The organism is Streptomyces sp. NPDC093225 (genome assembly GCF_044753805.1).
Taxonomy (GTDB): Bacteria; Actinomycetota; Actinomycetes; order Streptomycetales; family Streptomycetaceae; genus Streptomyces.
The window spans coordinates 53154-74019 of record NZ_JBIVNX010000002.1; the positions used below are offsets into that span (position 1 = coordinate 53154).

The 20866-nt window shown below is 74.4% G+C and carries 16 protein-coding genes; 5 read left to right on the forward strand and 11 right to left on the reverse strand.

What is annotated here, in order from left to right; translation table 11 throughout:
- The first annotated feature begins 299 nt into the window (after positions 1 to 299).
- On the forward strand, positions 300 to 773 hold the full coding sequence (locus ACIQCH_RS02290; RefSeq protein ID WP_402577016.1) for an RICIN domain-containing protein: 474 nt from the start codon (positions 300 to 302) through the stop codon (positions 771 to 773).
- Positions 774 to 1104: 331 nt separating this feature from the next.
- Here ACIQCH_RS02290 and ACIQCH_RS02295 read toward each other — a convergent pair whose 3' ends face one another.
- From ACIQCH_RS02295 to ACIQCH_RS02305, 3 genes are all read right to left on the reverse strand, one after another.
- The gene (locus ACIQCH_RS02295; RefSeq protein WP_402577018.1) at positions 1105 to 2409 is read right to left on the reverse strand and encodes an alpha/beta fold hydrolase; all 1305 of its coding nucleotides are present in this window, start codon (positions 2407 to 2409) and stop codon (positions 1105 to 1107) included.
- 267 nt (positions 2410 to 2676) lie between these two features.
- Positions 2677 to 3762 (reverse strand): S-(hydroxymethyl)mycothiol dehydrogenase, encoded by a 1086-nt coding sequence (locus ACIQCH_RS02300; protein WP_402577020.1) that lies wholly within the window; start codon positions 3760 to 3762, stop codon positions 2677 to 2679.
- Positions 3763 to 3852: 90 nt separating this feature from the next.
- Positions 3853 to 5205 (reverse strand): hypothetical protein, encoded by a 1353-nt coding sequence (locus ACIQCH_RS02305; RefSeq protein WP_402577022.1) that lies wholly within the window; start codon positions 5203 to 5205, stop codon positions 3853 to 3855.
- Between the two features lie 560 nt (positions 5206 to 5765).
- Between ACIQCH_RS02305 and ACIQCH_RS02310 the strand changes: the two genes are divergently transcribed.
- The 3 genes from ACIQCH_RS02310 (at position 5766) to ACIQCH_RS02320 (ending at position 10356) form a co-directional block, all read left to right on the forward strand.
- A complete protein-coding gene (locus ACIQCH_RS02310) occupies positions 5766 to 6914 on the forward strand; it encodes an N-acetylmuramoyl-L-alanine amidase (RefSeq protein WP_402577024.1) in 1149 nt (382 codons plus the stop codon).
- 122 nt (positions 6915 to 7036) lie between these two features.
- Positions 7037 to 8284, forward strand: coding sequence for a helix-turn-helix domain-containing protein (locus ACIQCH_RS02315; protein ID WP_402577026.1), 1248 nt, complete (start codon positions 7037 to 7039; stop codon positions 8282 to 8284).
- Between the two features lie 191 nt (positions 8285 to 8475).
- The gene (locus tag ACIQCH_RS02320; protein ID WP_402577028.1) at positions 8476 to 10356 is read left to right on the forward strand and encodes an ABC transporter ATP-binding protein; all 1881 of its coding nucleotides are present in this window, start codon (positions 8476 to 8478) and stop codon (positions 10354 to 10356) included.
- Between the two features lie 155 nt (positions 10357 to 10511).
- On the opposite strand, the gene ACIQCH_RS02325 is transcribed toward ACIQCH_RS02320, so the two are convergent.
- The 5 genes from ACIQCH_RS02325 to ACIQCH_RS02345 form a co-directional block, all read right to left on the reverse strand.
- Positions 10512 to 11627, reverse strand: a complete 1116-nt coding sequence (locus ACIQCH_RS02325; RefSeq protein WP_402577638.1) for an epoxide hydrolase family protein — start codon at positions 11625 to 11627, stop codon at positions 10512 to 10514.
- 140 nt (positions 11628 to 11767) lie between these two features.
- Positions 11768 to 12790, reverse strand: coding sequence for a helix-turn-helix domain-containing protein (locus ACIQCH_RS02330; protein WP_402577030.1), 1023 nt, complete (start codon positions 12788 to 12790; stop codon positions 11768 to 11770).
- An 87-nt stretch (positions 12791 to 12877) separates the two neighbouring features.
- Positions 12878 to 14503, reverse strand: a complete 1626-nt coding sequence (locus ACIQCH_RS02335; RefSeq protein ID WP_402577032.1) for a peptide-N4-asparagine amidase — start codon at positions 14501 to 14503, stop codon at positions 12878 to 12880.
- Positions 14504 to 14795: 292 nt separating this feature from the next.
- Complete coding sequence (locus tag ACIQCH_RS02340; protein ID WP_402577034.1) at positions 14796 to 15620, reverse strand: tyrosinase family protein; 825 nt, start codon at positions 15618 to 15620, stop codon at positions 14796 to 14798.
- Positions 15621 to 15771: 151 nt separating this feature from the next.
- On the reverse strand, positions 15772 to 16185 hold the full coding sequence (locus tag ACIQCH_RS02345) for a tyrosinase cofactor (RefSeq protein WP_402577037.1): 414 nt from the start codon (positions 16183 to 16185) through the stop codon (positions 15772 to 15774).
- Between the two features lie 335 nt (positions 16186 to 16520).
- Between ACIQCH_RS02345 and ACIQCH_RS02350 the strand changes: the two genes are divergently transcribed.
- Entirely contained in the window at positions 16521 to 17510 is a 990-nt protein-coding gene (locus ACIQCH_RS02350) for a BadF/BadG/BcrA/BcrD ATPase family protein (RefSeq protein ID WP_402577039.1), read from the forward strand.
- 63 nt (positions 17511 to 17573) lie between these two features.
- Here the strand turns inward: ACIQCH_RS02350 and ACIQCH_RS02355 are convergent, their stop codons facing one another.
- The 3 genes from ACIQCH_RS02355 to ACIQCH_RS02365 all read right to left on the reverse strand — a co-directional run bounded on the left by ACIQCH_RS02355 (position 17574) and on the right by ACIQCH_RS02365 (position 20718).
- Positions 17574 to 18491 (reverse strand): phosphate ABC transporter ATP-binding protein, encoded by a 918-nt coding sequence (locus ACIQCH_RS02355; protein WP_402577041.1) that lies wholly within the window; start codon positions 18489 to 18491, stop codon positions 17574 to 17576.
- Between the two features lie 67 nt (positions 18492 to 18558).
- Positions 18559 to 19602 carry a sortase gene (locus tag ACIQCH_RS02360; RefSeq protein WP_402577043.1) on the reverse strand — a complete coding sequence of 348 codons (1044 nt, stop codon included), beginning with the start codon at positions 19600 to 19602 and terminating at the stop codon, positions 18559 to 18561.
- A gap of 111 nt (positions 19603 to 19713) precedes the next feature.
- Positions 19714 to 20718: a substrate-binding domain-containing protein gene (locus tag ACIQCH_RS02365; protein ID WP_402577045.1), complete on the reverse strand. Its 1005-nt coding sequence runs from the start codon at positions 20716 to 20718 to the stop codon at positions 19714 to 19716.
- Between the last annotated feature and the right edge of the window lie 148 nt (positions 20719 to 20866).

A 20866-nucleotide genomic window follows, 5' to 3' on the forward strand; every position in this document is an offset into this window, starting at 1 on the left:
ACGATCTTGGTCGTGTCGTCGAGGCATCGCGTTCGTCGGATCCATACTGGGCCGCTCTGGCGAGCTGCCAAATTACGGACTGGCCCCGGAGGCCGGCGCTCTCCGGCGGCCTGACTCTCTCTTGGCGATGCGGCTCGGGCTTCCGATACGTTCTGTGGCATGAGTGGCAGCTTCGACGTAGCGCCTCCTCTCGGACCTTCAGGAGTCGTCAGCGGGTCTTCCGCATTCTTCAGGCGTAGGCGGTGCTGTTCGGGGATCCTGTCGAGGTACCCCTGCAAACCACTGTAAGGAGACCCCCAGTGCGCCGCCCGACCCGGAAAGCCTTCGCCGCCCTCGTCGCCGCAGCCGGCCTCGCCCTCCCCCTCCTCACCCCCACACCCGCCTCGGCTGCCACCGCCACCAGCCGCTTCGCGAACTACCGCTACGGTGAGTGCCTGCGCGAGACCTCCGAAACCGGCCTCAAGGGCGACCGCTGCAGCACCGGACGCGGCAGCCTCCTGTGGCAGTGGAACGGCCGCCTCAACACCAGCACCACTCTTAAGAACAACTTCTGGGGCCGCTGCCTCGACAGCAATGACCGGGGCGACGTCTACCCCCTGCGCTGCAACGGCGGCTCATACCAGAAGTGGCGCACCGTCCAGCCCGCCGCCCGCAGCGCCATCATGCTCCAGAGCGTCGGCACGGGCCGCTGCCTCTACCAGCAGGACAACGGCTACTACCGCACTGCCCGCTGCGACCGAGGCGCCCAGAACCAGCGCTTCACCATCGGCTGAACGGATCTCCCGACCGCTTCAAGATGCCAGGACGTGTTAGGCCTTGCGCTCGTGGAGGCGTCGGAGTCACCTACCGCCCGACCCCGGTCACCGACTCCTTGGCGGTGCCGGTGGGTCCCGTGGTGTGTGGGGAAGGCGCTTGACAGGGGTGGCAGGCTGGACCGGAGGCAGGCCCGGGCCGAGGGGGGCCGCAGGCCCCGGGCGAAGCCCCGAAGCCCTCGGGGTGGGCCTGCCGCAGGGCCTGCAGGCCACCCCTGTCAAGCGCCGAGGGGACCCACACACCACGGGACCCACCCCCGAAGCGAGCCGCCCGAAGCCCCCGCCCTCCCCCTCAGACCTCCCCCCGCACCAACCCCAGCAGCCGGTCCAGGACCACGGGCCCGCCGGCGCGGAGGCCGTCGTGCTCGTACTCGTCCGTGACCCAGGTGCGCAGGCCGCGGACGGCGCGGGCGGTGTCCAGGGAGTGGGCGGTGTCGACGTACATGTCGTCGTGGTAGACGGCCGCGGCGACCGGGACCTCGTTGGCCGCCAGCCGCGACCGGTCGTAGAGGGGCCGCCAACCGGTGCGCTCGGCCAGCAGCTGGGCGGTCTCGCGCAGCGGGGCGAGCGCCGGGTCGGACGCGAAGTGCCAGGGGTGCACGGTCTCCCCGGTGAACAGCACCGGCCCGTCCCCGGCCAGCGCCTTGGCCGCGTCGAACTCGGGAAACTCCGCGCGCACCCGTTCGGCCGCCCAGCCGGTGGCCCGGGCCGGGTCCTGGGCGTAGATCGCCTCGTGCAGCAGGGCGTACAAGGGGTGGCCGGCGAACGACAGGGCGGCCTCGACGCCCTCGAGGAACGCGTCCGACGGTTCGTACCCTCCGGAGGTGCGCACGAAGGCCCCCTCCAGCAGGTAGTGCAGCTGGTGGCTGCCGTCGCCGGCACCCAGCATGAGGCCCAGCGACTGGAAGGCCTCGGGGGTGAGCCGGCGCCCGCCGCGCAGGGTCGGGCCGTGTTCGTAGAGGTACTCGTGGACGCGCCGGGCCCGTGCGACGTCCATGGGGTAACGGGCGTAGTGGTCGAGGTTCTTGCGCCCGATCCGGGGATAGGCGGCGCGGTAGACCTCGTCGGCAGTGGCGTCCAGGGAGGGCAGGCCGCCGGTGATGAGGACGGCCTCCAGACCCTCGGGGGCGCTGGAGAGGTAGTGGGTGGCGCAGAAGCCGCCGAAGCTCTGGCCGAGGACCGTCCAGGGAGCGCCGCCGGTCAACCGCGGGCGGACGGCTTCGCAGTCACGGACGATGGAATCGGCGCGGAAGTGGCTGAGGTACTCGGCCTGTTGCGCCGGGGTTCCGCGCCGCGGCAGGGTCTGGCGGTTGGCGGGCGTCGAACGCCCGGTGCCGCGCTGGTCCAGGAGCAGCACCCGGTACTCCTGGACGGCCCGGCCGATCCAGGCCTGGCGACCGGTGAACCGGCGGGCCCCGAAGCCCGGGCCGCCCTCCAGGTACAGCAGCCACGGCAGCCCGGCGGGGTCCGTCCCGGAGGCGGTCACCTCGCGGGCGAACAGCTCGATCGTCTCCCCGCCCGGGTCGTCGTGGTCGAGCGGCACGGTGAAGTGGTGGTCGGTCAGGACGACGCCGGGCTGGCGGTAACTGCTGGTCATGAGGGGGCTCTTTCGGCGACGGTACTCGGGCCGGGGTGCCGGAGGGAGGGAGGGAGGGAGGGAGGCGACCCGGCACCCCGTACGAAGGAGAAGGAAGCAACAAGAGGCCGGACGACCGACCGGCACAACCAGATCGACCGTCACGAGGGGCAGAACGGAAGGGCAGCCCCGAAGCTCAGAAACTCAGAAGCTCAGAAGCGCCGAGCTCAGGGGCTCCGAAGCCCACGAGCCCCGAACCCCCGAGCTCCGCCCCCCGAACTCAGGAGCTCAGAACAGCACCACGGAACGCAGCACTTCCCCACGCTCCATCCGCGCGAAGGCCTCCTCGACCCCGTCGACGGCGATGGTCTCGGAGACGAACGCGTCGAGGTCGAGGCGCCCCTGGAGGTAGAGGTCGACGAGGACCGGGAAGTCCCGCTCGGGCAGGCAGTCGCCGTACCACGAGGACTTGAGCGCGCCGCCGCGCCCGAAGACGTCGAGCAGGGGCAGCTCGAGCCGCATCTCCGGGGTGGGTACGCCGACCAGCACGACCGTGCCGGCCAGGTCGCGGGCGTAGAACGCCTGCCGGTAGGTCTCGGGGCGGCCGACCGCGTCGATGACGACGTCGGCGCCGAAGCCGTCGGTGAGGGCCTGAACGGCCTTGACGACGTCCTCGGAGCCGCCGTTGACCGTGTGGGTGGCACCCAGACCGCGGGCGAGCTCGAGCTTGCGGTCGTCGAGGTCCACCGCGATGATCTTCGCCGCGCCGGCGAGGCGGGCGCCGGCGACGGCCGCGTTGCCCACGCCGCCGCAGCCGATGACGGCGACCGAGTCGCCGCGGCCCACGCCGCCGGTGTTGAGGGCGGCGCCGAGGCCGGCCATGACCCCGCAGCCCAGCAGGCCGGCGGCGGCAGGAGAGGCGGCCGGGTCGACCTTGGTGCACTGTCCGGCGGCCACCAGGGTCTTCTCGGCGAAGGCGCCGATGCCGAGGGCCGGGGAGAGCGGGGTGCCGTCCTCGAGGGTCATGGGCTGGGTCGCGTTGTGGGTGGCGAAGCAGTACCAGGGGCGGCCGCGCTTGCACGCCCGGCAGTTGCCGCACACCGCCCGCCAGTTCAGGACGACGAAGTCGCCGGGGGCGACGGAGGTGACGTCGGGGCCGACGGCCTCGACGACACCCGCGGCCTCGTGGCCGAGGAGGAAGGGGAACTCGTCGTTGATGCCGCCCTCGCGGTAGTGCAGGTCGGTGTGGCACACACCGCACGCCTGAACCTTGACCAGGGCCTCTCCGGGGCCGGGGTCGGGGACCACGATCGTGGTGACCTCCACCGGTGCGCCCTTGGACCGCGCGATGACACCTCGTACGTGGTGCGTCACAGTACAACCGCCTTTGTCAGATCCGACCGGATCTTCGAAGCTAGCAGCCGTCCGGCGCGGACACGATGCCCGCGCCGCGACCCGTCCCGATCATTCCGCGGAGGCCGGAAGCAGTCGTCCCGGTGCCGCCCCGGCCGCCACGTACGTGCGTGGGCGGGCGTCCACCGCCCGGGCGGTGCGCAGGGCGTCGTCGAGGGCCCGGCGCTCGGCCGCAAGGTGGGCCCCGCCCGCGGCGATGAAGCGCTGCTGCACCGGGCGTTCGGCCGCGTGCCAGAGCTCGGCGACCCGCAGGGCACCCCGGCACCGGATGTCGGCCAGGGCGGTCGCGATCTCCCGCCCGGTGACCACGTGCACGCCGCCCCCGCCGGCCGCCCCGGCACCGAAGAGGGCCGGGTCCTCGCGGAGCGCCAGTGGGTCGGGGTAGGCATGGCCCGCGGCCCGCATGCAGGCCGACCAGCGGGCGAAGACGGCCCGCACCGCCGGTGTGTCGGCCGCCTCGCGCAAGGAGCGGGCGAGGAGTTCGGAGACCAGCGCGGAGCTCCCGTACGTGCTGGTGCCGAGCCGGACCCGGGCCTCACCGCGACAGCCGCCGACGGGGACCGGCATGCCGCGCAGGCGCCCGGCCGGGACCACGGCGCCGGCCGCACCAGCGCCAACACCAGCACCAGCACCAGCACCAGCACCAGCACCAGCACCAGCACCAGCACCGATCCCTGACCCAGCACCAGTCCCGGACACGGGAACGTCCCCGTCCCCATCCCCCACCCCACCAGCCGCGTCCACGCCGTCGAGGGCGATCCGGGCCTCCGGTGCGAGCGGGGGTCGGGCGTCCTCGGCGCGCAGGGCCGCCACGTAGCGCGCCTGCTCGGCGGCGTCCGGCTGGAAGCCCCGGGTGGCGGCGAGCCCGGCGTCGTGGCTGCCGTACCGCCAGTCCATGACGTTGCGCGGCCCGACGACCGGCAGGTCCGCCGGGGGCTGCCAGTCGAAGCCGAAGTCCGCCATGCAGGTGCGCGTGAGCGCGTGCTCGGCGCGTACGAGGAGGCGGCGCTCGGCGTCGGTCGGCTGGTACGCCAGCAGGGGCAGCGTCCAGCCGGAGGTGTCGGGGGCGGTGCCGTCCGCCGCGGCCGCACTCGCCGCCGGATCCGGACCCGTGTAGGGCCCCCGGGAATCCGGCCACCGACCATCCGGCCCCAGCCCCTCCGCCCCCCACGGGTCCGACCCCCACCCGTTCGACCCCCGCCCCTCCGGCCACCCGCCGTCCGGCCACCCGCCGTCCGGCGAGCGGGGGTCCGCGCGGCGCCCGTCCGCGGCGGCCGGGGGCGGAGCGGCCGGGGCCGCGTACGGGACCGCGCCGTCCGGAGCCGCCGAGCAGCCGGCCGCCAGCAGCACGGCGGTCAGCGCGAGGGCGTGGACGGCGGAACGGCGGCGGCGGGGTGGGGGCATGACGGATCCTTGCTCATCTTGCTGTGCCCGCCGTGCCGTGCGGCAGAGCTGCTCCGGCACCACCGGAGCGCGGGGTGTACGGGGGGCGTCGTCTCGACACTAGGCGCGCGGGCGGGCGTCCCGGCGTCCCGGGCGTCCCGGGGGCGTCCCGGATGCGCGCGCCGTCCGCGGCCCCCGCCACCGGGCGTGACCTGCGGCCACGGCGGTGTCGGCGGCCGTGCCGCGGCGGGGTGGGAACGGTCCGCGGGAGTCGGTCCGGCGGCCGTCCCAGGGTGTCCCACGAGGTCCCGTGGGACACCACGGGACGTCCCGGGGCCCTGTCGCGCTTGAAGGCGCCCCGGTTCGATCTCTAGCGTTCAGGACCGTCGGAAGGCTGTCCGGTCACGGGGGTGCCGGACATCCGCCAGCGGTCGCGACGGCGGATCACCCGTATGCCATCAAGCGGGTGATCCGCCGTCACGCATCCGTACCGGACCCTGGAAGACGGCAGTGCCGGTGCGCGTCCGGTCCCGGCCCAGGCCCCTTCTCGACCCCGCCGCCACGACCCGAACGGACCTCTCATGTCGTCGCACACGTCGCCCATGCCGAACCGCCCGCACCCGCACGCACACCCGAGCCCGCACCCGAGCCCCAACCCGCGCCGCCGCACCCTCCTCACCGGTGCGCTCGCGCTCGGCGCGCTCACCGCCGTCGGGCTGCCCGGCACGGCCGGCACGGCCCGCGCCGCGGGCGCACCCGGAACCGCCGCGGACGAACCGCAGATCACCGACTGCGACACGTGGGGCGCCCGGTCGCCCAAGAGCCCGATCAAGGTGCTGGCCACCGGGCCGCAGAAGATCATCGTCCACCACACGGGGACGGACAACGTCACGGACTACTCGCAGGAACGGTCCGTCGCGCTCGCCCGCGCCATGCAGACGCACCAGATGGACACCTGGGGCTGGATCGACACCGGTCAGAACTTCACCATCAGCCGCGGTGCGTACATCACCGAGGGCCGGCACGGCAGCCTCGCGGGGCTGCGCTCCGGAACCCAGACGGTCGAGTCGGCGCACTGCACCGGCCAGAACACCATCGCCGTCGGCATCGAGAACGAGGGCACGTACCTGACCGAGGAGCCGCGGGGCGAGCAGTACGAGGCCCTGGTCGGCCTGTGCGCGTACATCTGCCGGCAGTACGGGCTGCGCCCCTACCAGATCTACGGGCACCGCGACTTCAACAGCACCCTGTGCCCCGGGGACCGCCTGTACGCCCTGCTGCCCAAGCTGCGCGCCGACGTCGCGGCACTGGTCGGCGGCGACCCGACCGCCCCGGTGTGGCCGCTGCTGCACAACGGCGACTCGGGCGAGCGGGTGCGGGTCCTGCAGCACCTGCTGGTGCAGCGCGGGGCGTCGATCGCCGTGGACGGGGCCTTCGGGCCCGGTACCGAGGCCGCGGTGACCGCCTTCCAGAAGTTCGTCACCGCGACCGTCGACGGCTGGGCGGGCAACCAGACCTGGCTCCAGCTGTGCGCGCCGGTCTCCCGCGGCGGGGCCGGCGCGGCGGTCAAGGCCGTCCAGAACCGGCTGACCACGCTCGGCTTCCCCGCCGACGTGGACGGCCTCTTCGGGCCCGGTACCGAGGGGCAGGTCAAGGCCTTCCAGACGGCCCGTGGACTGCCCTCTGACGGCGTGGTGGACGCGCGGACCTGGAGCCGGCTGCTCGCCTGATCCGGGCCTCCTGCCGCGGGGGGACCCTCGTCATGAGCACGCTCAAAGTTGGCTCATAATTGGGGCTCGGCTGCGCGCAACGCCGACCGCGCGACAGCAGAGAACCACAAGGGGGCCACCTGATGACGCAGGGAGCAGGGATAGCCGACGGAGACGACGCTTCCAGAGGTGACCTCTTCGCCGAGATGCGGCGCATCAAAGAGGCGTCGCAGCTGAGTTACAACCGGCTCGCGGACAAGACGCACTACAGCCGCTCGTCGTGGGAGCGGTTCCTCAACGGGAAGCAGGTGCCCACGCGGGTGGCCGTCGAGGAGTTCGCGACGGCCGCCGGGGCGGACCCGGAACCGCTGCTGGCGTTGCTCGAACTCGTCGCGGCACGCGAGGCGAACGCATCCGAGGAATCGATTCCGCAGACCACCGGAGCGACCTCCGGGGGGACGGGGACAACGGGGACGACGGGGACGTCCGGTACGCCGGCCACGGCACGCGTTCCGGACGCACCGGGCGGCTCCTCGCCTTCGCCCAGGCGATCCGGCACGACCGGCGCAGCCGGCACGACCGGCGCAGCCGACCCGTCCACCACCTCCGCCACCTCCCCCACGTCCGGTACGCCCGGCGCGTCCCCGGCGGCCACGGCGTCGGGGACCGCCGCGCCGGCCGGGACCCCGGCGTCCGCGGACGGGGAGCACGGCCCGGGCGGCGACGCGCAGGGGGCGCCGGAGTCCGGCGCCGCGGCGGCGCCGGCCGCCCCGCGCCTCGCGCGGTGGCTGCCGGGCGGCTGGCGGGGGGCCGTACCGCTCGTGGTGTGCGTGGTGGCCGGCGCCCTGCTGGGCAGCCTGTTCACCGTGCTCGCGCTGGGCGGCACCGGCAAGGAGGCCGGCAAGGACTCCGCCAAGGGGGGCTCCACGGCCTCCCACGCCCCGGACACCCCCGGTGGCGACGCGGGCGACGCCGGCAAAGCGGGCGGCGCGGGCGACGGCGCCCAGAATGTCGCGAACGCCGGCGCGCCCGCCAAGCCGGGCTGCAAGAGCGACACCTGCTGGCGTCGGGAACCGCAGGCCGAGGACTGCCAGTGGGACGCCAAGACGGTCCGGCGGACCTTCCTGCGGGGCATGAGCATCCAGCTCCGCTACAGCCCCGCCTGCCAGGCGGTGTGGGGCCGCATCGAGGGCGGCAACATCGGCGACCGGGTCACCATCCGGGACAAGCGCGACAACTCCGACACGGCCGAGATCCGCATGGAGCACGACACGTACACCCGGATGCTGGCGGTGTCGCCCACGGAGACGTGGGAGACCATCACCATCTGCGGGGAGATCCCCGCCCAGCACGAACAGGAATGCGACCCCCTCGGCAAGATCAAGCCGTAGACCGCCCGAGGGAGCTCCTGCGCCCGCCGGCCCCTCCCGGGCCGGCGGGCTCCGACCTGCGGTCCAGGACCGACCCACGGCCGAGGACCGACCTGCGGCCCGGGACCGACCAGCGGCCTAGGACCCCGGCCGCCCCGCGACGGGGCGCACGGCCGATACCGTCGGCCGGGTGGGCGCCGTAGCGTCGGACCATGGACATGGAGACCACAGCCTGGCGCTCGCTGCACAGCGCCATGAACGAGCGGACCGAGCGGCGGCCCTTCGACCGCGCCGTGCTGCGCCGCATCGGCGCCTTCGCCCGCCCGCACCGGCGCCGGATCGGCCTGTACCTGCTGATCAGCGTGGCGGCCGCGCTCCTCGCGGTGGCGACTCCCGTGCTCGCCGGGCGGGTGGTCGACGCGATCGTCGGCGGGTCCGATCCGGGTCACGTGACCGCGCTCGCCGTGCTCATCGCCGTCATCGCCGTGGCGGAGGCCGGGCTGGGCCTGGTGGGCCGCTGGCTGTCCGCCAACCTCGGCGAGGGGCTCATCCTCGACCTGCGCACGGCCGTCTTCGACCACGTCCAGCGCATGCCGGTGGCCTTCTTCACCCGGACCCGCACCGGCGCGCTCGTCAGCCGGCTGAACAACGACGTGATCGGCGCGCAGCGGGCCTTCAGCAACACCCTCTCGGGCGTGGTGAGCAACATCGTCACCCTGGTCCTCACCCTCACGGTCATGCTGGGCATCTCCTGGCAGATCACCCTGCTGGCGCTGCTCCTGCTGCCGGTGTTCGTACTGCCCGCCCGTCGGATGGGCCGGCGGATGGCACGGCTGCAGCACGAGGCGGCGGACCTCAACGCGGCCATGGGCACCCGGATGACCGAGCGGTTCTCGGCCCCCGGCGCGACGCTGGTGAAGCTGTTCGGCCGGCCCGCCGAGGAGTCGGCCGAGTTCGCCGACCGGGCCCGCCGGGTGCGCGACATCGGCGTGCGGACCGCGATGGCGCAGTCCGCGTTCATCACCGCGCTCACCCTGGTCTCCGCCCTCGCGCTCGCGCTGGTCTACGGGCTCGGCGGGTACTACGCGCTGCGCGGCAGCCTGGAGCCCGGCGCGGTCGTCGCGCTGGCGCTGCTGCTGACGCGGCTGTACGCCCCGCTGACCGCGCTCGCCGGGGCCCGGGTGGACGTGATGAGCGCGCTGGTCAGCTTCGAGCGGGTCTTCGAGGTGCTGGACCTGGAGCCGCTCGTCGCGTACGGGCCGGACGCCCGCGCCGTCCCGGAGGGACCGGTCTCCGTCGAGTTCGACGGCGTGAGCTTCGGCTACCCGTCCGCCGACAAGGTCTCCCTGGCCTCGCTGGAGGAGGTGGCGGTGCTCGACGGCCGGGGCGGCACCGAGGTGCTGCACGAGATCTCGTTCCGTGCCGAACCCGGCCGCATGGTGGCCCTGGTGGGCTCCTCGGGGGCCGGCAAGTCCACCATCGCGCAACTGCTGCCGCGGCTGTACGACGCCGACGCGGGCAGCGTGCGGATCGGCGGGGTGGACGTGCGCGACCTGACGGCGGAGTCGATCCGCGACACGCTCGGCATGGTGACCCAGGACGGGCACCTCTTCCACGACACCGTCCGGGCGAACCTGCTGCTGGCCCGTCCGGGGGCCACCGAGGAGGAGCTGTGGGAGGTGCTGCGCCGGTCCCGGTTGGACGGGCTGGTGGCCGCGCTGCCCGAAGGGCTCGACACGGTCGTGGGCGAGCGCGGGTACCGGCTCTCGGGCGGTGAGCGGCAGCGCCTGACGATCGCCCGGCTGCTGCTGGCCCGGCAGCGGGTGGTGATCCTCGACGAGGCCACGGCGCACCTGGACTCCACCTCGGAGGCGGCCGTGCAGGAGGCGCTCGCGGAGGCCCTGGAAGGGCGCACGGCGGTGGTGATCGCGCACCGGCTGTCGACGGTACGGGCCGCGGACCTGATCCTCGTCGTGGAGGACGGCCGGATCGTCGAACGGGGCACCCACGCGGAGCTGCTGGCGCGGGACGGCCGGTACGCGGAGCTGCACCGCACGCAGTTCGAGAACCCGGCGGCGGCCGGGCATGCGTGAGCCGCGTGCGGCCCGCACCCCCGTGGGCGGGCCGTACGCGGTCACGGGTCCGACGCGACGCGGATCCGGCGACCGGGGCCGGATCCGCGTCCGCGGGTTCCCCGGATGACCCCCACCCCCGTGGGAGGTCACCTCGGGACGACCTTCGTGGGAGGTCACCTCAGGGCGCGGAAGAAGGTGCGGATGTCTTCGGTGAGCACGTCCGGCACCTCCATGGCGGCGAAGTGGCCGCCCCGGTCGTACTCCGCCCAGTGGACGATGTTGGTGTTGTCCCGCTCGGCGAAGGGGCGGATGGACAGGAAGTCCCCCGCGAAGACGGCCACGCCCGTCGGCGCCGTGTTGGGGCCCTCGAGGGCACCGGCGTCGTGGGCGTCCTCGTAGTACTGGCGGGCGGCGGAGCCGGCCGTGGCGGTCAGCCAGTACAGGGTGACGTGGGTGAGGATCTGGTCGGCGGTCAGGCCGTTGCCCTCCCCCATGCCCATGATGAGCTCGTTCCAGGCGAGCTGGCCGGCGGGCGAGTCGGTCAGGGCGTAGGCGAGGGTCTGCGGGCGGGTGGACTGGATGGCGGAGAAGCCCGCCTTGTCCTGGAAGTTCGCGAGGACCGCGAGGCGCGCCATGTCGTCCTCGGTGAGGCCCGCCATCTCCGCCGGGTCACCGGAGGGGAAGGAGAAGAGCTGCAGGACGTGCGTGCCGACCAGCCCCTTGGGGTTGAGCAGGCCGAGCTGCCGGCCGACCAGCGCGCCGGCGTCCCCGCCGTGGGCGCCGTACTGCTCGTAGCCGAGGCGTCGCATCAGGGTGTCCCAGGCGGCGGCCACCCGGCGCGAGCTCCAGCCGCGGTCGCGGGTCGGGCCCGAGAAGGTGTAGCCGGGGATGGAGGGGACGACGACGTGGAAGGCGTCCGCGGGGTCCCCGCCGTGCGCGCGCGGGTCGGCGAGCGGGCCGATCATGTCGACGAACTCCGCGAAGGAGCCGGGCCAGCCGTGCGTGAGGACCAGCGGCAGCGCGTCCGGCTCGGGCGAGCGGACGTGCAGGAAGTGCACGTCGGCGCCGTCGATCTCGGTGGTGAACTGCGGGAACGCGTTCAGCCGCGCCTCGTGGGCCCGCCAGTCGTACTCCCGGCCCCAGTACTCGGCGAGCTGCCGGACGTGGTCGAGGGGGACCCCGTACGCCCAGCCCTCGTCGGGTGCGGCGTCCGGCCACCGGGTGCGGGCGAGCCGCTCGCGCAGGTCGTCGAGCGCGTCCTGGGGGACGTCGATGCGGAAGGGGCGGATCTCGGCGCCGTCGGCGCCGTCGGTGCCGTCGGTGCCGGCCGTGCCACCGCTGGCGCGCTCGGCGCTGGCGTGGTCTGACATGGATCCTCCGTCCTCCGTGGGTCACCGGCCGGTGGGGTCCGTCCGGCGTGATCACCACACTAGGAAGGCGGCAGGGCCGACGCTGTGCGCAGCGCGCAGGATTCCTTGCCGTTCAGCGCACGGAACTCGGTGGGCGTCTGCCCGTACGCGGCCCGGAAGGAGCGGCTGAAGGCGGCGGCGTTGGGCAGGCCCCAGTGGGCGGCGATCGCGTGCACGGGGCGGTCGGCGAGTTCGGGGCGGGCCAGGTCGGCGCGGCAGCGCTCCAGCCGGCGGCTGCGCACGGCGGCCGCCACGCTCTCGCTGCCGGGGCCGCCGGGCTCGCGCCGGGCCCGGTCGCGGAAGAGCTGGTGCAGGGTCCGGACGGAGATGTTGTGGCGGGCCGCGATGGCCGCGGGGTCGAGGTCGGGGTCGGCGAGGTGGTGGTCGATGAAGGAGTCGATCCGCTTGAGCAGGGCCCGGTTGCGGGTCTCGGGGGGCAGCTCGTCGGCCGCGTCCAGTTGCTGGGCGAGGCAGGCGGCGGCGAGGTCCACGGCGACCGTGCCGAGCCGGCCCAGCTCGGCCGGGCCGCAGTCGGGGGCGTGCCGGGTCAGGGAGTTCATGAAGTCCGCCAGCAGCGCGCCCATGCCGTGGCGGCCGGAGATCCGGTGCGCCAGCAGTCGGTCCACCTTGTCGCCGGGCAGCGGCAGGGCGGTGCGCGGCATCTGCAGGATGATCGAGTACGACCGGCGGGCGCCCTCCATCGCGCCGGCCTCCTGGGGACGGGAGGTGTCCCAGAGCACGAGGTCGCCGTCGAGCAGCCCCGACTCGCCCCGGTTCTGGTTGATCCACATGGGGTTCCGACGGACCAGGGCCAGCTGGTACTGCTCGGGGTCGCCGCGCCGGATGTGGGCGGGGGTGCGGCGCGAGACCAGGGCGGTGTGCGAGAACCGCGACACGCGTACGGCGCCCAGGTCGAGGGCGGCGGCCTCGGCCTGGAAGGCGACCGGCTCCTGGCTGCGCAGGCCCACGGGTATCAACTCCCGTGCGACCAGGTCCGTGAACCACTCGAACCGGTCCGTCGCCGGCAGTGGGTCCGTCGACATGCCCTGCCACATCGTGCGCGCTCCCCCTCCGTCACTTCCTTCACTGTTCTGGGACGGAGGGGGTGCCGCAACGGTTCTGCGCAGGGGTCAGCAGTTGTGCCGGTCCACCGTCAGCACGCCCTGCTCGGTGCCGATCTCACGGTCGTAGCAGCCCGTCGCACCGGTGAGGCGGTAGCGCTCGGTGCTGGTGCCGACGGCGTGCCGCTGGTCGCGGGGAACGCCGGAGGTGTACGACGCGTCACCCGTGTACCGGTCGTCCAGGCGCGACCACGACAGTCGGCGGCCGTCCCGCAGCACCGTGCCGACGGCGCGGTCCGCCATGGTGATCACGGTGCGCAGCCGGCCGTCCGCGCCGAGGGTGACGGCGCCGTCGAGGGTGTAGGTGCGGTCCGTGCGCGTGGTGGTGCGCCCCGTGGTGACGCTCTCCCGGTCGGTCCAGCTCGCGGTGAGGGCGTCCTGGTTCTCGTCCTCGGTCCAGCGGTGCACGGAGGTGTGGGCGAGGGTCCTGGTGACCGTGGTGGTGACGCGGCCGTGCGAGGTGTCCAGGTAGCCGGAGGTGGTGAGGCGGTGGCCGCCGCGGGTGTCGAGGCGGTGCGGGGTGCCGGGGGTGTGCACGGAGGAGCCGGTGAGCGGGCCCGCCTCGGCGCGGGTCAGGGCGCCGGTGACCACCCGCCGGCCCTCGTCCTGCCACAGCAGCAGGTTGGCGGGGGTGCTCCAGCCCGACTGGCCGGCGGGCACGCCGGTGACGGAGACGGAGACGGTGTGCGGGCGGCCGTCGTTCAGGAGGGCGGCGAACGGGGTCAGGTCGTAGACGACGGGCTGGACGTCGAAGGCGCGCGGCGCCGGTACGACGTACCAGAGGAAGGGGTTGGACCAGCCGCCGGTCCACACGTGCGGGAAGGGCGCGGCGATGCCGGCGAGGCGGCCGTCCACCGAGATCTGGACCTCGCGGTACGGGCCGTCGGTCGCCTTGCAGGAGTACGGCGCGGCGTCGGGGACGGTGAGGTACCAGAACTCCTCGCAGCCGCCGCCGGATCCGGTGGCGTACACCTCGGCGAGCACCCGCTCGGTGTTGCGGGGCGTGGTGACGGTGCCGGGGCCGAGCGGGAGCACCCGGTCGGGGACCCCGCGGGCGGGGGCGCGGTGCCCGGTGCCGCCGGTCCCGCCGCTGCCGGCGCGGGCCGGGTAGAAGTCCAGGGTGACCTTGACGTCGATGACGCCGGTGTAGGTGTCGTCGACGACGTTGCCGATGAGCATCTCGACCGGCTGCGGCCGCCGGAGGGTGTCGCGGTAGCGGGTGACGTCCTTCTCGACCGACCAGGTGATGCCGTCGGGCGAGGGCTCGGGGGTGGAGGTGCGCAGGATCTCGACGCCGCCGACGGTGAGGTATCCGAGGCGGTCGTACTGGCGGCCCTTGACCTGCCCGTCCAGGCGCAGCACGACGGTGCTCCAGTCGCCCGGCCCGCAGGCGGCGGGCGGGGCGTAGCTGCCCTGGTACGGCGTGAAGTCGCGGAACTGCGCCGCGGCGAGGGTGACCCGGCACGAGGGGCCGGCGGGGCGGGCGACGGGCGGGGCGGCGGTGACCGGGTCGTGCCAGTCGGTGCCGAACTCCGCGGGCGGCCCGTCCGCCGCCGCGGCCCCGGCCCCACCGAGCGCGGCCGCCGCGATCAGCGCGAGCCCGCCCAGCATGCTCGTGATCCTCTGTCGTCTCATGGCCCGGGAGTCAACCGCCCGCGGGTGCCGCTGCGCCAGGGCGCTTCCGGCCCGCTGGCGGGAACCGCACGCACCGGGGCCGGTTCGAGGCGCGGCCGGCCGCCGTCGTCACGAACTGCCGGAAGGGCGGCCCGAGATGCGGGTGACCGGCCCCCTTGATGTGAGGGTCGCGCCGTCCGCCGCGCGGGTGCACCGGCCGCCACCGACGGGGGTGAGGTGGCGGCCGGTGCGGTCGGGCGCCGGCACGGCGCGGCGGGCGCCACCGCGGCGGGTCAGGGGCCGCAGCGGCGGATCAGGCGGTGTCGAAGGTGTAGTGGCGGGTGTGGTCGAGCATGTCCGCCGGGGTCACGTCGTTCCAGGGGCGCATCGTGTCGTTCAGGTCGACGACGTCCGGGGTACCGGCGGCCGGCAGGTACGGGGAGTTCGGGTGGCGCTTCTGCCACTCGGCCCAGAGCTTGTCGATGAAGGCGTGGTGCATCCAGAACACCGGGTCGTTCGGGGAGGTGCCGGTGGCCATCTGGCCGCCCACCCAGACGTGCACGCGGTTGTGCAGGTTGACGCCGCGCCAGCCCTCGAGGTGGTTGCGGAAGCCGTTGGAGGCGCTGTTCCACGGGGCCATGTCGTACGTCGTCATCGCCAGCACGCTGTCGACCTCGGCGCGGGTGGGCAGCTGGGCCACGGAGGCGCCGAGGGCCCTGCGCAGGTATCCGCGGCCGTCCACGCGGACGTTGATGTTCCACTTGCCCGCGGAGGAGGCGAACGGGCCGTCCATGACCTGACCGTCGCGTGACCGGCCGGTGCCGCCGAGGAAGTCGGGGGCCCACAGGGAGGAGCGGGCGTCCCGGTCCGTGGTCCAGTCCCAGTACGGGAGGGCCACGGAGGGGTCCACGGCCTGCAGGGCCTGCTCGAACTGCAGCAGGAACCGGCGGTGCCAGGGGAGGAAGGACGGGGAGCGGTGGCCGACGCGCTCGCCGCTGTCGGTGTCGCTCATGATGAAGCCGTTGTGGGTGGTGACGAAGGCGTCGTAGGTGCCGTTGCGCTTGAGTTCGAGGATCGCGTTGACGAAGCGCTTCTTCTCGTCGGCGGTCAGGCTGGCCTGGTTCTTGCGTATGGTCACGTGGATCTTCCTGTCGCGGCGTGGTGCGGGTGGTGCCGGTCGTACGGCCGGTGCGTGCGGGTGCCGGGCCGCGGGGCGGTGGCCGGCTGGGTCGGGGGGCCCGGGTCCGGAGCCCGGAGCCCGGAGCCCGGAGCCCGGAGCCCGGAGCCCGTCAGACCATGGGGACGAGCTGGGCGCCCTGGAGCTCGACCACGGCCGCACGGGCCAGCGCACGCGGGTCCGCGTACGTCTCGTAGTGGTTGACGACGGAGATCCACGTGCCGTCGGCGTTGCGCATGATGTGCAGCTCACGGCCGTCGATGCGGACGGCGTAGCCGGCGCCGTGCTCGGCGTGGTGGCCGCCGGTCGCGGGGGCGCCCTGGATGCGGCGGCCCTGGTAGACCTCGTCGAAGGCGGGCAGCGAGCCGTGGCCGGTGTGGCCGCCGTGGCCGTTGTGGGCCGCGCGACCGGTCGGGTCGGTCGGGCCGGGGGCGGTGGCCGCCCGGGCGACTCCGGCCCCGACGGCGGCCGCCGCGACGGCTCCGGCGGTGGCGCCGAGGGCGCGGCGGCGGGTGAGTTCGGACATGGGTGTCCCCCCTGGTGTGGTGATGGTCGGTGGTCCGGTGGTCGGCCGGAGAGTGCCGGGCGCGATCCCCTCTCCGCACCCGGCACAGCGATGACTACCAGGGAGTAACCGGCCTCCGGAAAACGACGGGGAGCGATGGGCTGCGATCAGGACATGTGGTCACAAGTTGCCTGCGCAACAACAAAGTTGATCTTTCGGGGGTGTCGCCCCTGGGGGCATCGCACGAGAATATTTTCTGGTCATCGCGCGTAGACAAGGAAGATTTACGGTCCGCGGTACGCGCTATGGTCGGCCTCACACCGCCAACCTGTCTGGAAAGCGAAGGAGCGCACCCGATGCCCGAGGAGCCCTGGATCGCCGGGATCGACGTCGGCGGCACCGGCGTGCGGGTGGCCCTGGCCCGGGTCGGGCGGGCCGGCGACCCGGAACCGGCCGACGGCACGGAGCTCGCCGCCCCGGCACGCGTCACGGCGGCCGGGCACGATGCCGGCGGCCTGCTGGCCGCCGTCCTGCCCGCCCTCGAGGGGCTGTTGGCCCGGGCGGGCGGCCCCGCCGTGGTCGCCGTGGCGGTGGGCGCCACCGGCATGGCGCTGCTGGGCCGCGACCTCGCCGCCCGACTGCCCGGGCCGCTGGCCCGGACCACGGGCGCCCGGCGGCTCGCCCTGGCGAGCGACGCCGTCACCGCGTACGCGGGGGCGCTCGGCACCCGTGCCGGGGTGACCGTCGCGGGCGGCACCGGCCTGGTCGCCCTCGGCTGCCGTCCGGGGACGGGCTGGCACCGGGCCGACGGCTGGGGACAGTTGCTGGGCGACTGCGGGGGCGGCGCGTGGATCGGCCGGGCGGGCCTGGAGGCCGCACTGCGCCACCACGACGGGCGGCCGGGCGGCTCCGCGGTCCTCCACGGGGCCGCCGTGGACCGCTTCGGCCCGGTGACCGGCCTGCCCGGCGCGCTCCAGCCGCGCCCGGACCGGGCGGCGCTGCTGGCGGGCTTCGCACCCGAGGTGGGGCGGGCGGCCGCGGCGGGCGATCCGGCGGCGGTCGCGATCGTGGACCGGGCCGCCGAGGAGATCGCGGCCAGCGCGGTGGCGGCCGCGACCGGGCTGGCGGACCCGTACCTCGCCCTCACCGGGGGCCTGTTCGCAATGCCGGACCTGGCCGACTCCGTACGCCGCCGCACCGGCGCGGCACTGCCCGGCGCCCGCTGGCACCCGGCGGACGGGCCGCCGCTGCTGGGCGCCCTGCGCATCGCCGCCGCGCTCGCGGCCGAGGACGCTCCCCTGCCCTGGGCGGTGGCGCCGCCGCTGCTCGACGTGGTGCCGCTGTGAGACCTCCCCGCCCGGGAGGCCGGGGCCTCCGGGGAGAAGTCCTGTGGGGCCCGTGCGGGTCCGCTATCCGAAGCGGCCGTTGACGTAGTCCGCGGTCCGCGGGTCCTGGGGGCGCTCGAACATCGCCTCGGTCGGGCCGTGCTCGACGATCCCGCCCGGGGTGCCCTGCTCGGCCAGGAAGAAGGCGCACTGGTCCGAGACCCGGGCGGCCTGCTGCATGTTGTGGGTGACGATCACGATGGTCACCTCGGCGGAGAGCTCGCCGATGGTCTGCTCGATCCGCCGCGTCGAGGTGGGGTCGAGGGCCGAGCAGGGCTCGTCCATCAGCAGCACCCGGGGCCGGACGGCCAGCGACCGGGCGATGCACAGGCGCTGCTGCTGGCCGCCGGAGAGGGCGCCGCCGGGCTGGCGGAGCCGGTCCCGGACCTCCTTCCACAGGCCGGCCTTGGTGAGGCACTCCTCGACCAGGGCGTCCTTCTCGGCCCGCCCGGCACGGATTCCGTTCATCTTCAGGCCGGCGAGCACGTTGTCGTAGATGGACATGGCCGGGAAGGGGTTCGGCTTCTGGAAGACCATGCCGATCTCGCGCCGCGCCCGGGTGATGCGCCGGCCCCGGTCGTAGATGTCCTCGCCGTCGAGGAGGACCGCGCCGGCCAGCGAGGCGGAACCGGTCAGCTCGTGCATGCGGTTGAGGATCCGCAGGAACGTCGACTTGCCGCAGCCGGAGGGGCCGATCAGCGCGGTGACCCGGCGGGCGGGCATGGTCAGCGAGACCTGGCGCAGCACCTGGTGCTCCCCGAACCAGGCGGAGACGTCGCGCGCCTCCAGGGCCGCGGGGGCCGCACCCGGTCGGGCGGCCGGGGGCACGGCAGGCAGTACCGCCGTCGGCGCGCCGGCGGCGGGGACCACGGGCAGTTCGGCGGTCGGCGCCTCCGGCACCGCGGGCTGGGCGGCTTCGGCGCTCTGGGCGGGGAGGGTCATCGGCTCGGCTCACTTCCGGTGTAGGGGGTCGGGCGGCGCCGGGGCGGTCGGTACGCCCGGGGTGGATCTAGAGGAGGTTCGGCAGCAGTCGCGCGGCCGCCTCGCTGACGCCGATGCCCACCGCGGTCAGCACCGGGACACCGGTGACCCAGGCCTGGGCCCGGCCCCACCTGCGGCGTGCCCAGACCACCCCGGCCGCACCGGCCAGCAGCAGCTGGCTCCACAGCACCAGGGGCAGCCAGGCCGAGTCGTCACTGCCCAGCGGCCGTTCGGCGGCCGTGGCCGAGCCGGGCGGCAGCGCCCGGGCCGGGGCCGGCTGGACGGGGGTGAGCAGCTCGGCGTCGACCCGCAGGACGCCGGAGGGCGTGTACGGGGACCCGGTCGCGGTCACGAGGGTCAGGCGGCCCCGGCCTTCGGCGAGCGGGGCGGGTACCGGGTCGCCGGCCCGGCGGACGCCGGTCACGCGGTAGCGGTGGACGCCCTGGCCCGTGGTGACCTGGACCTCCAGGCCGGGCTTGAGGAGTTCGAGGTCGTGGAAGGGGCTGCCGTACCCCCATTGGCGGCCCATCAGCACGCTGGTGCCGGCCTGGCCGGGCAGCACCGTGTCGCGGCGGTGACCGGGGCCGCCGACCAGCACCCCGCCGGTGGTGCCCTCGAACACCACCTCGCGCAGCTCGAGGGCGGGGATCCGCAGCAGGGCCACCGGGGTGCCCGGGGCGAGGAGGGCGCCGTCGGGGCCGGTCTGGCCCACGGGGGCGGTGCCGAGGGCGAGTTCGCCGCGCAGGTCGGCGTACCCGATGCGCTGCTCGCGGGCGTGCTTGAGGTGGCCGACGACGGTGAGGTTGGCGGCGAACCCGAGCAGCAGGGCGGCCAGCACGGTCAGCGCGGCACCGGGTACGACCAGCCGCGCGCCGGCGGTCCCGTCGGCGCCCCCGGTGCCGGGGGCGGCCGCGGCCGCCGGCGGCAGGGCGGCGGCGCCGAGGGTGGTCGCCGGCGGCGCACTCCCGTGGCCGGGCGCGGCACCCGGGGCGACCGTCACGGCCGGCTCCTTGGCCAGGTTCGTCCGGGCCGCGGCCGAGGGCCGCTCGGGGGGTGTCGACAGGACCGTCACGTCGGCTCCTCGGGTACGGGGCGGGCATGCGGGCCGGCCGGGCACCTCGGGGGTGCCCGGCCGGCCGCGCCGGGGAAGCGGGGCGGGCTCGGCGCCCGCCCGGGGGTGGGGTCAGCTCTTGCCCTTGAGGACGGTGCTGCCGCAGTTCGCGGCCTTGCCGAAGCCGTAGAGGCGGACCGAGTCCTTGGCGCCGTTGACGCAGACCTGCGAGGTCTTGCCGACGAAGGCGCTCTTGACGCTCGAGATCCCCAGGCGGCTGGTCTGCACGACGTTGTAGACGTCGCGGGTGATCGGGAACTTCAGGTTCAGCACGCCGTTGAAGACCGGGACGTGGCCGTCGAGCTTGCCGAGCGCGGCGGCGCCGCGGCGGTCCTCGACCTTGGTCTTGGCGGCGTTCGCCTGGGAGATGAACTGCGGGATGGAGAAGGGCATGATGTCGCCCGCGCCCGTCAGCGCGCGGCCGTCGTGCTCCTGGACGGCGCCGGCGCGGTCGGTGACGCAGGACGGCAGCGAGCCCTCGACCAGGCCCATCTGCTTGAGCCAGAAGGAACGGGTGCCGGAGCCGGCCTGCGGGATGAGCGGCGTGATGGTGATGCCGTTCAGCTTGCGGGTCTGGCAGTTGTAGATCTTGACCAGGGTGGCCTTGGTGAGGCTCTTGGGCAGGCCGCTGTCCTTGCGCACCGCGTAGGTCACGCCGTCCTTGGCGAACGGGATGAACGTCAGGTCGGTGGTGGTGGTGTCCTGCGGGCCGCGCGAGGAGCGGGCGAAGTCGATGCACTTGGTGCCCGCGGCGACGTCGTTGACCAGCGCGGTGATGCCGGCCGAGGAACCGTTGGGGCGCGGCAGGCTGCACTTGGACCTGCGGGTCTTGACGTTGACCGAGCCGGTCGCGTCGTAGGAGGCGATCAGCTGCTTGTCCGGGATGCCGTTGCTGTCGACGCTGAGGCTGCCGTGGCGGTTCATCACGTCCTGCGTGGTGTCCGATCCCACGCCGACCAGCTGGCGGTACTCGCCCTGGGCCGGGTCGGCCAGCGCGGTGTTGGTCAGGGCGGACACGCTCAGCAGCGCGGTGCCCGCGACGACGACGGCGGCGCGGCGCATGGAATTGACCCTCACAGTGAATCCTCCGATGGGGCGTTTTCCGCCCGTCGAGTTTCGATCGAACCAATCGTGTCGAACACCGAGAAATATTCCGGGGGCATGCACCGCCCGCAAGCGAACGGTCCACGTGCGGACGGTGAACGAACACCCCTCGGATCGCGGG

Bases quoted from the DNA above. Each gene is read 5' to 3' on its own strand.
- ACIQCH_RS02295 (WP_402577018.1), bottom strand. From the start codon at position 2,409: ATGACCAGCAGTTACCGCCAGCCCGGCGTCGTCCTGACCGACCACCAC.
- ACIQCH_RS02305 (WP_402577022.1), bottom strand. From the start codon at position 5,205: ATGCCCCCACCCCGCCGCCGCCGTTCCGCCGTCCACGCCCTCGCGCTG.
- ACIQCH_RS02310 (WP_402577024.1), top strand. From the start codon at position 5,766: ATGTCGTCGCACACGTCGCCCATGCCGAACCGCCCGCACCCGCACGCA.
- ACIQCH_RS02315 (WP_402577026.1), top strand. From the start codon at position 7,037: ATGACGCAGGGAGCAGGGATAGCCGACGGAGACGACGCTTCCAGAGGT.
- ACIQCH_RS02320 (WP_402577028.1), top strand. From the start codon at position 8,476: ATGGACATGGAGACCACAGCCTGGCGCTCGCTGCACAGCGCCATGAAC.
- ACIQCH_RS02330 (WP_402577030.1), bottom strand. From the start codon at position 12,790: ATGTCGACGGACCCACTGCCGGCGACGGACCGGTTCGAGTGGTTCACG.
- ACIQCH_RS02335 (WP_402577032.1), bottom strand. From the start codon at position 14,503: ATGAGACGACAGAGGATCACGAGCATGCTGGGCGGGCTCGCGCTGATC.
- ACIQCH_RS02345 (WP_402577037.1), bottom strand. From the start codon at position 16,185: ATGTCCGAACTCACCCGCCGCCGCGCCCTCGGCGCCACCGCCGGAGCC.
- ACIQCH_RS02350 (WP_402577039.1), top strand. From the start codon at position 16,521: ATGCCCGAGGAGCCCTGGATCGCCGGGATCGACGTCGGCGGCACCGGC.
- ACIQCH_RS02355 (WP_402577041.1), bottom strand. From the start codon at position 18,491: ATGACCCTCCCCGCCCAGAGCGCCGAAGCCGCCCAGCCCGCGGTGCCG.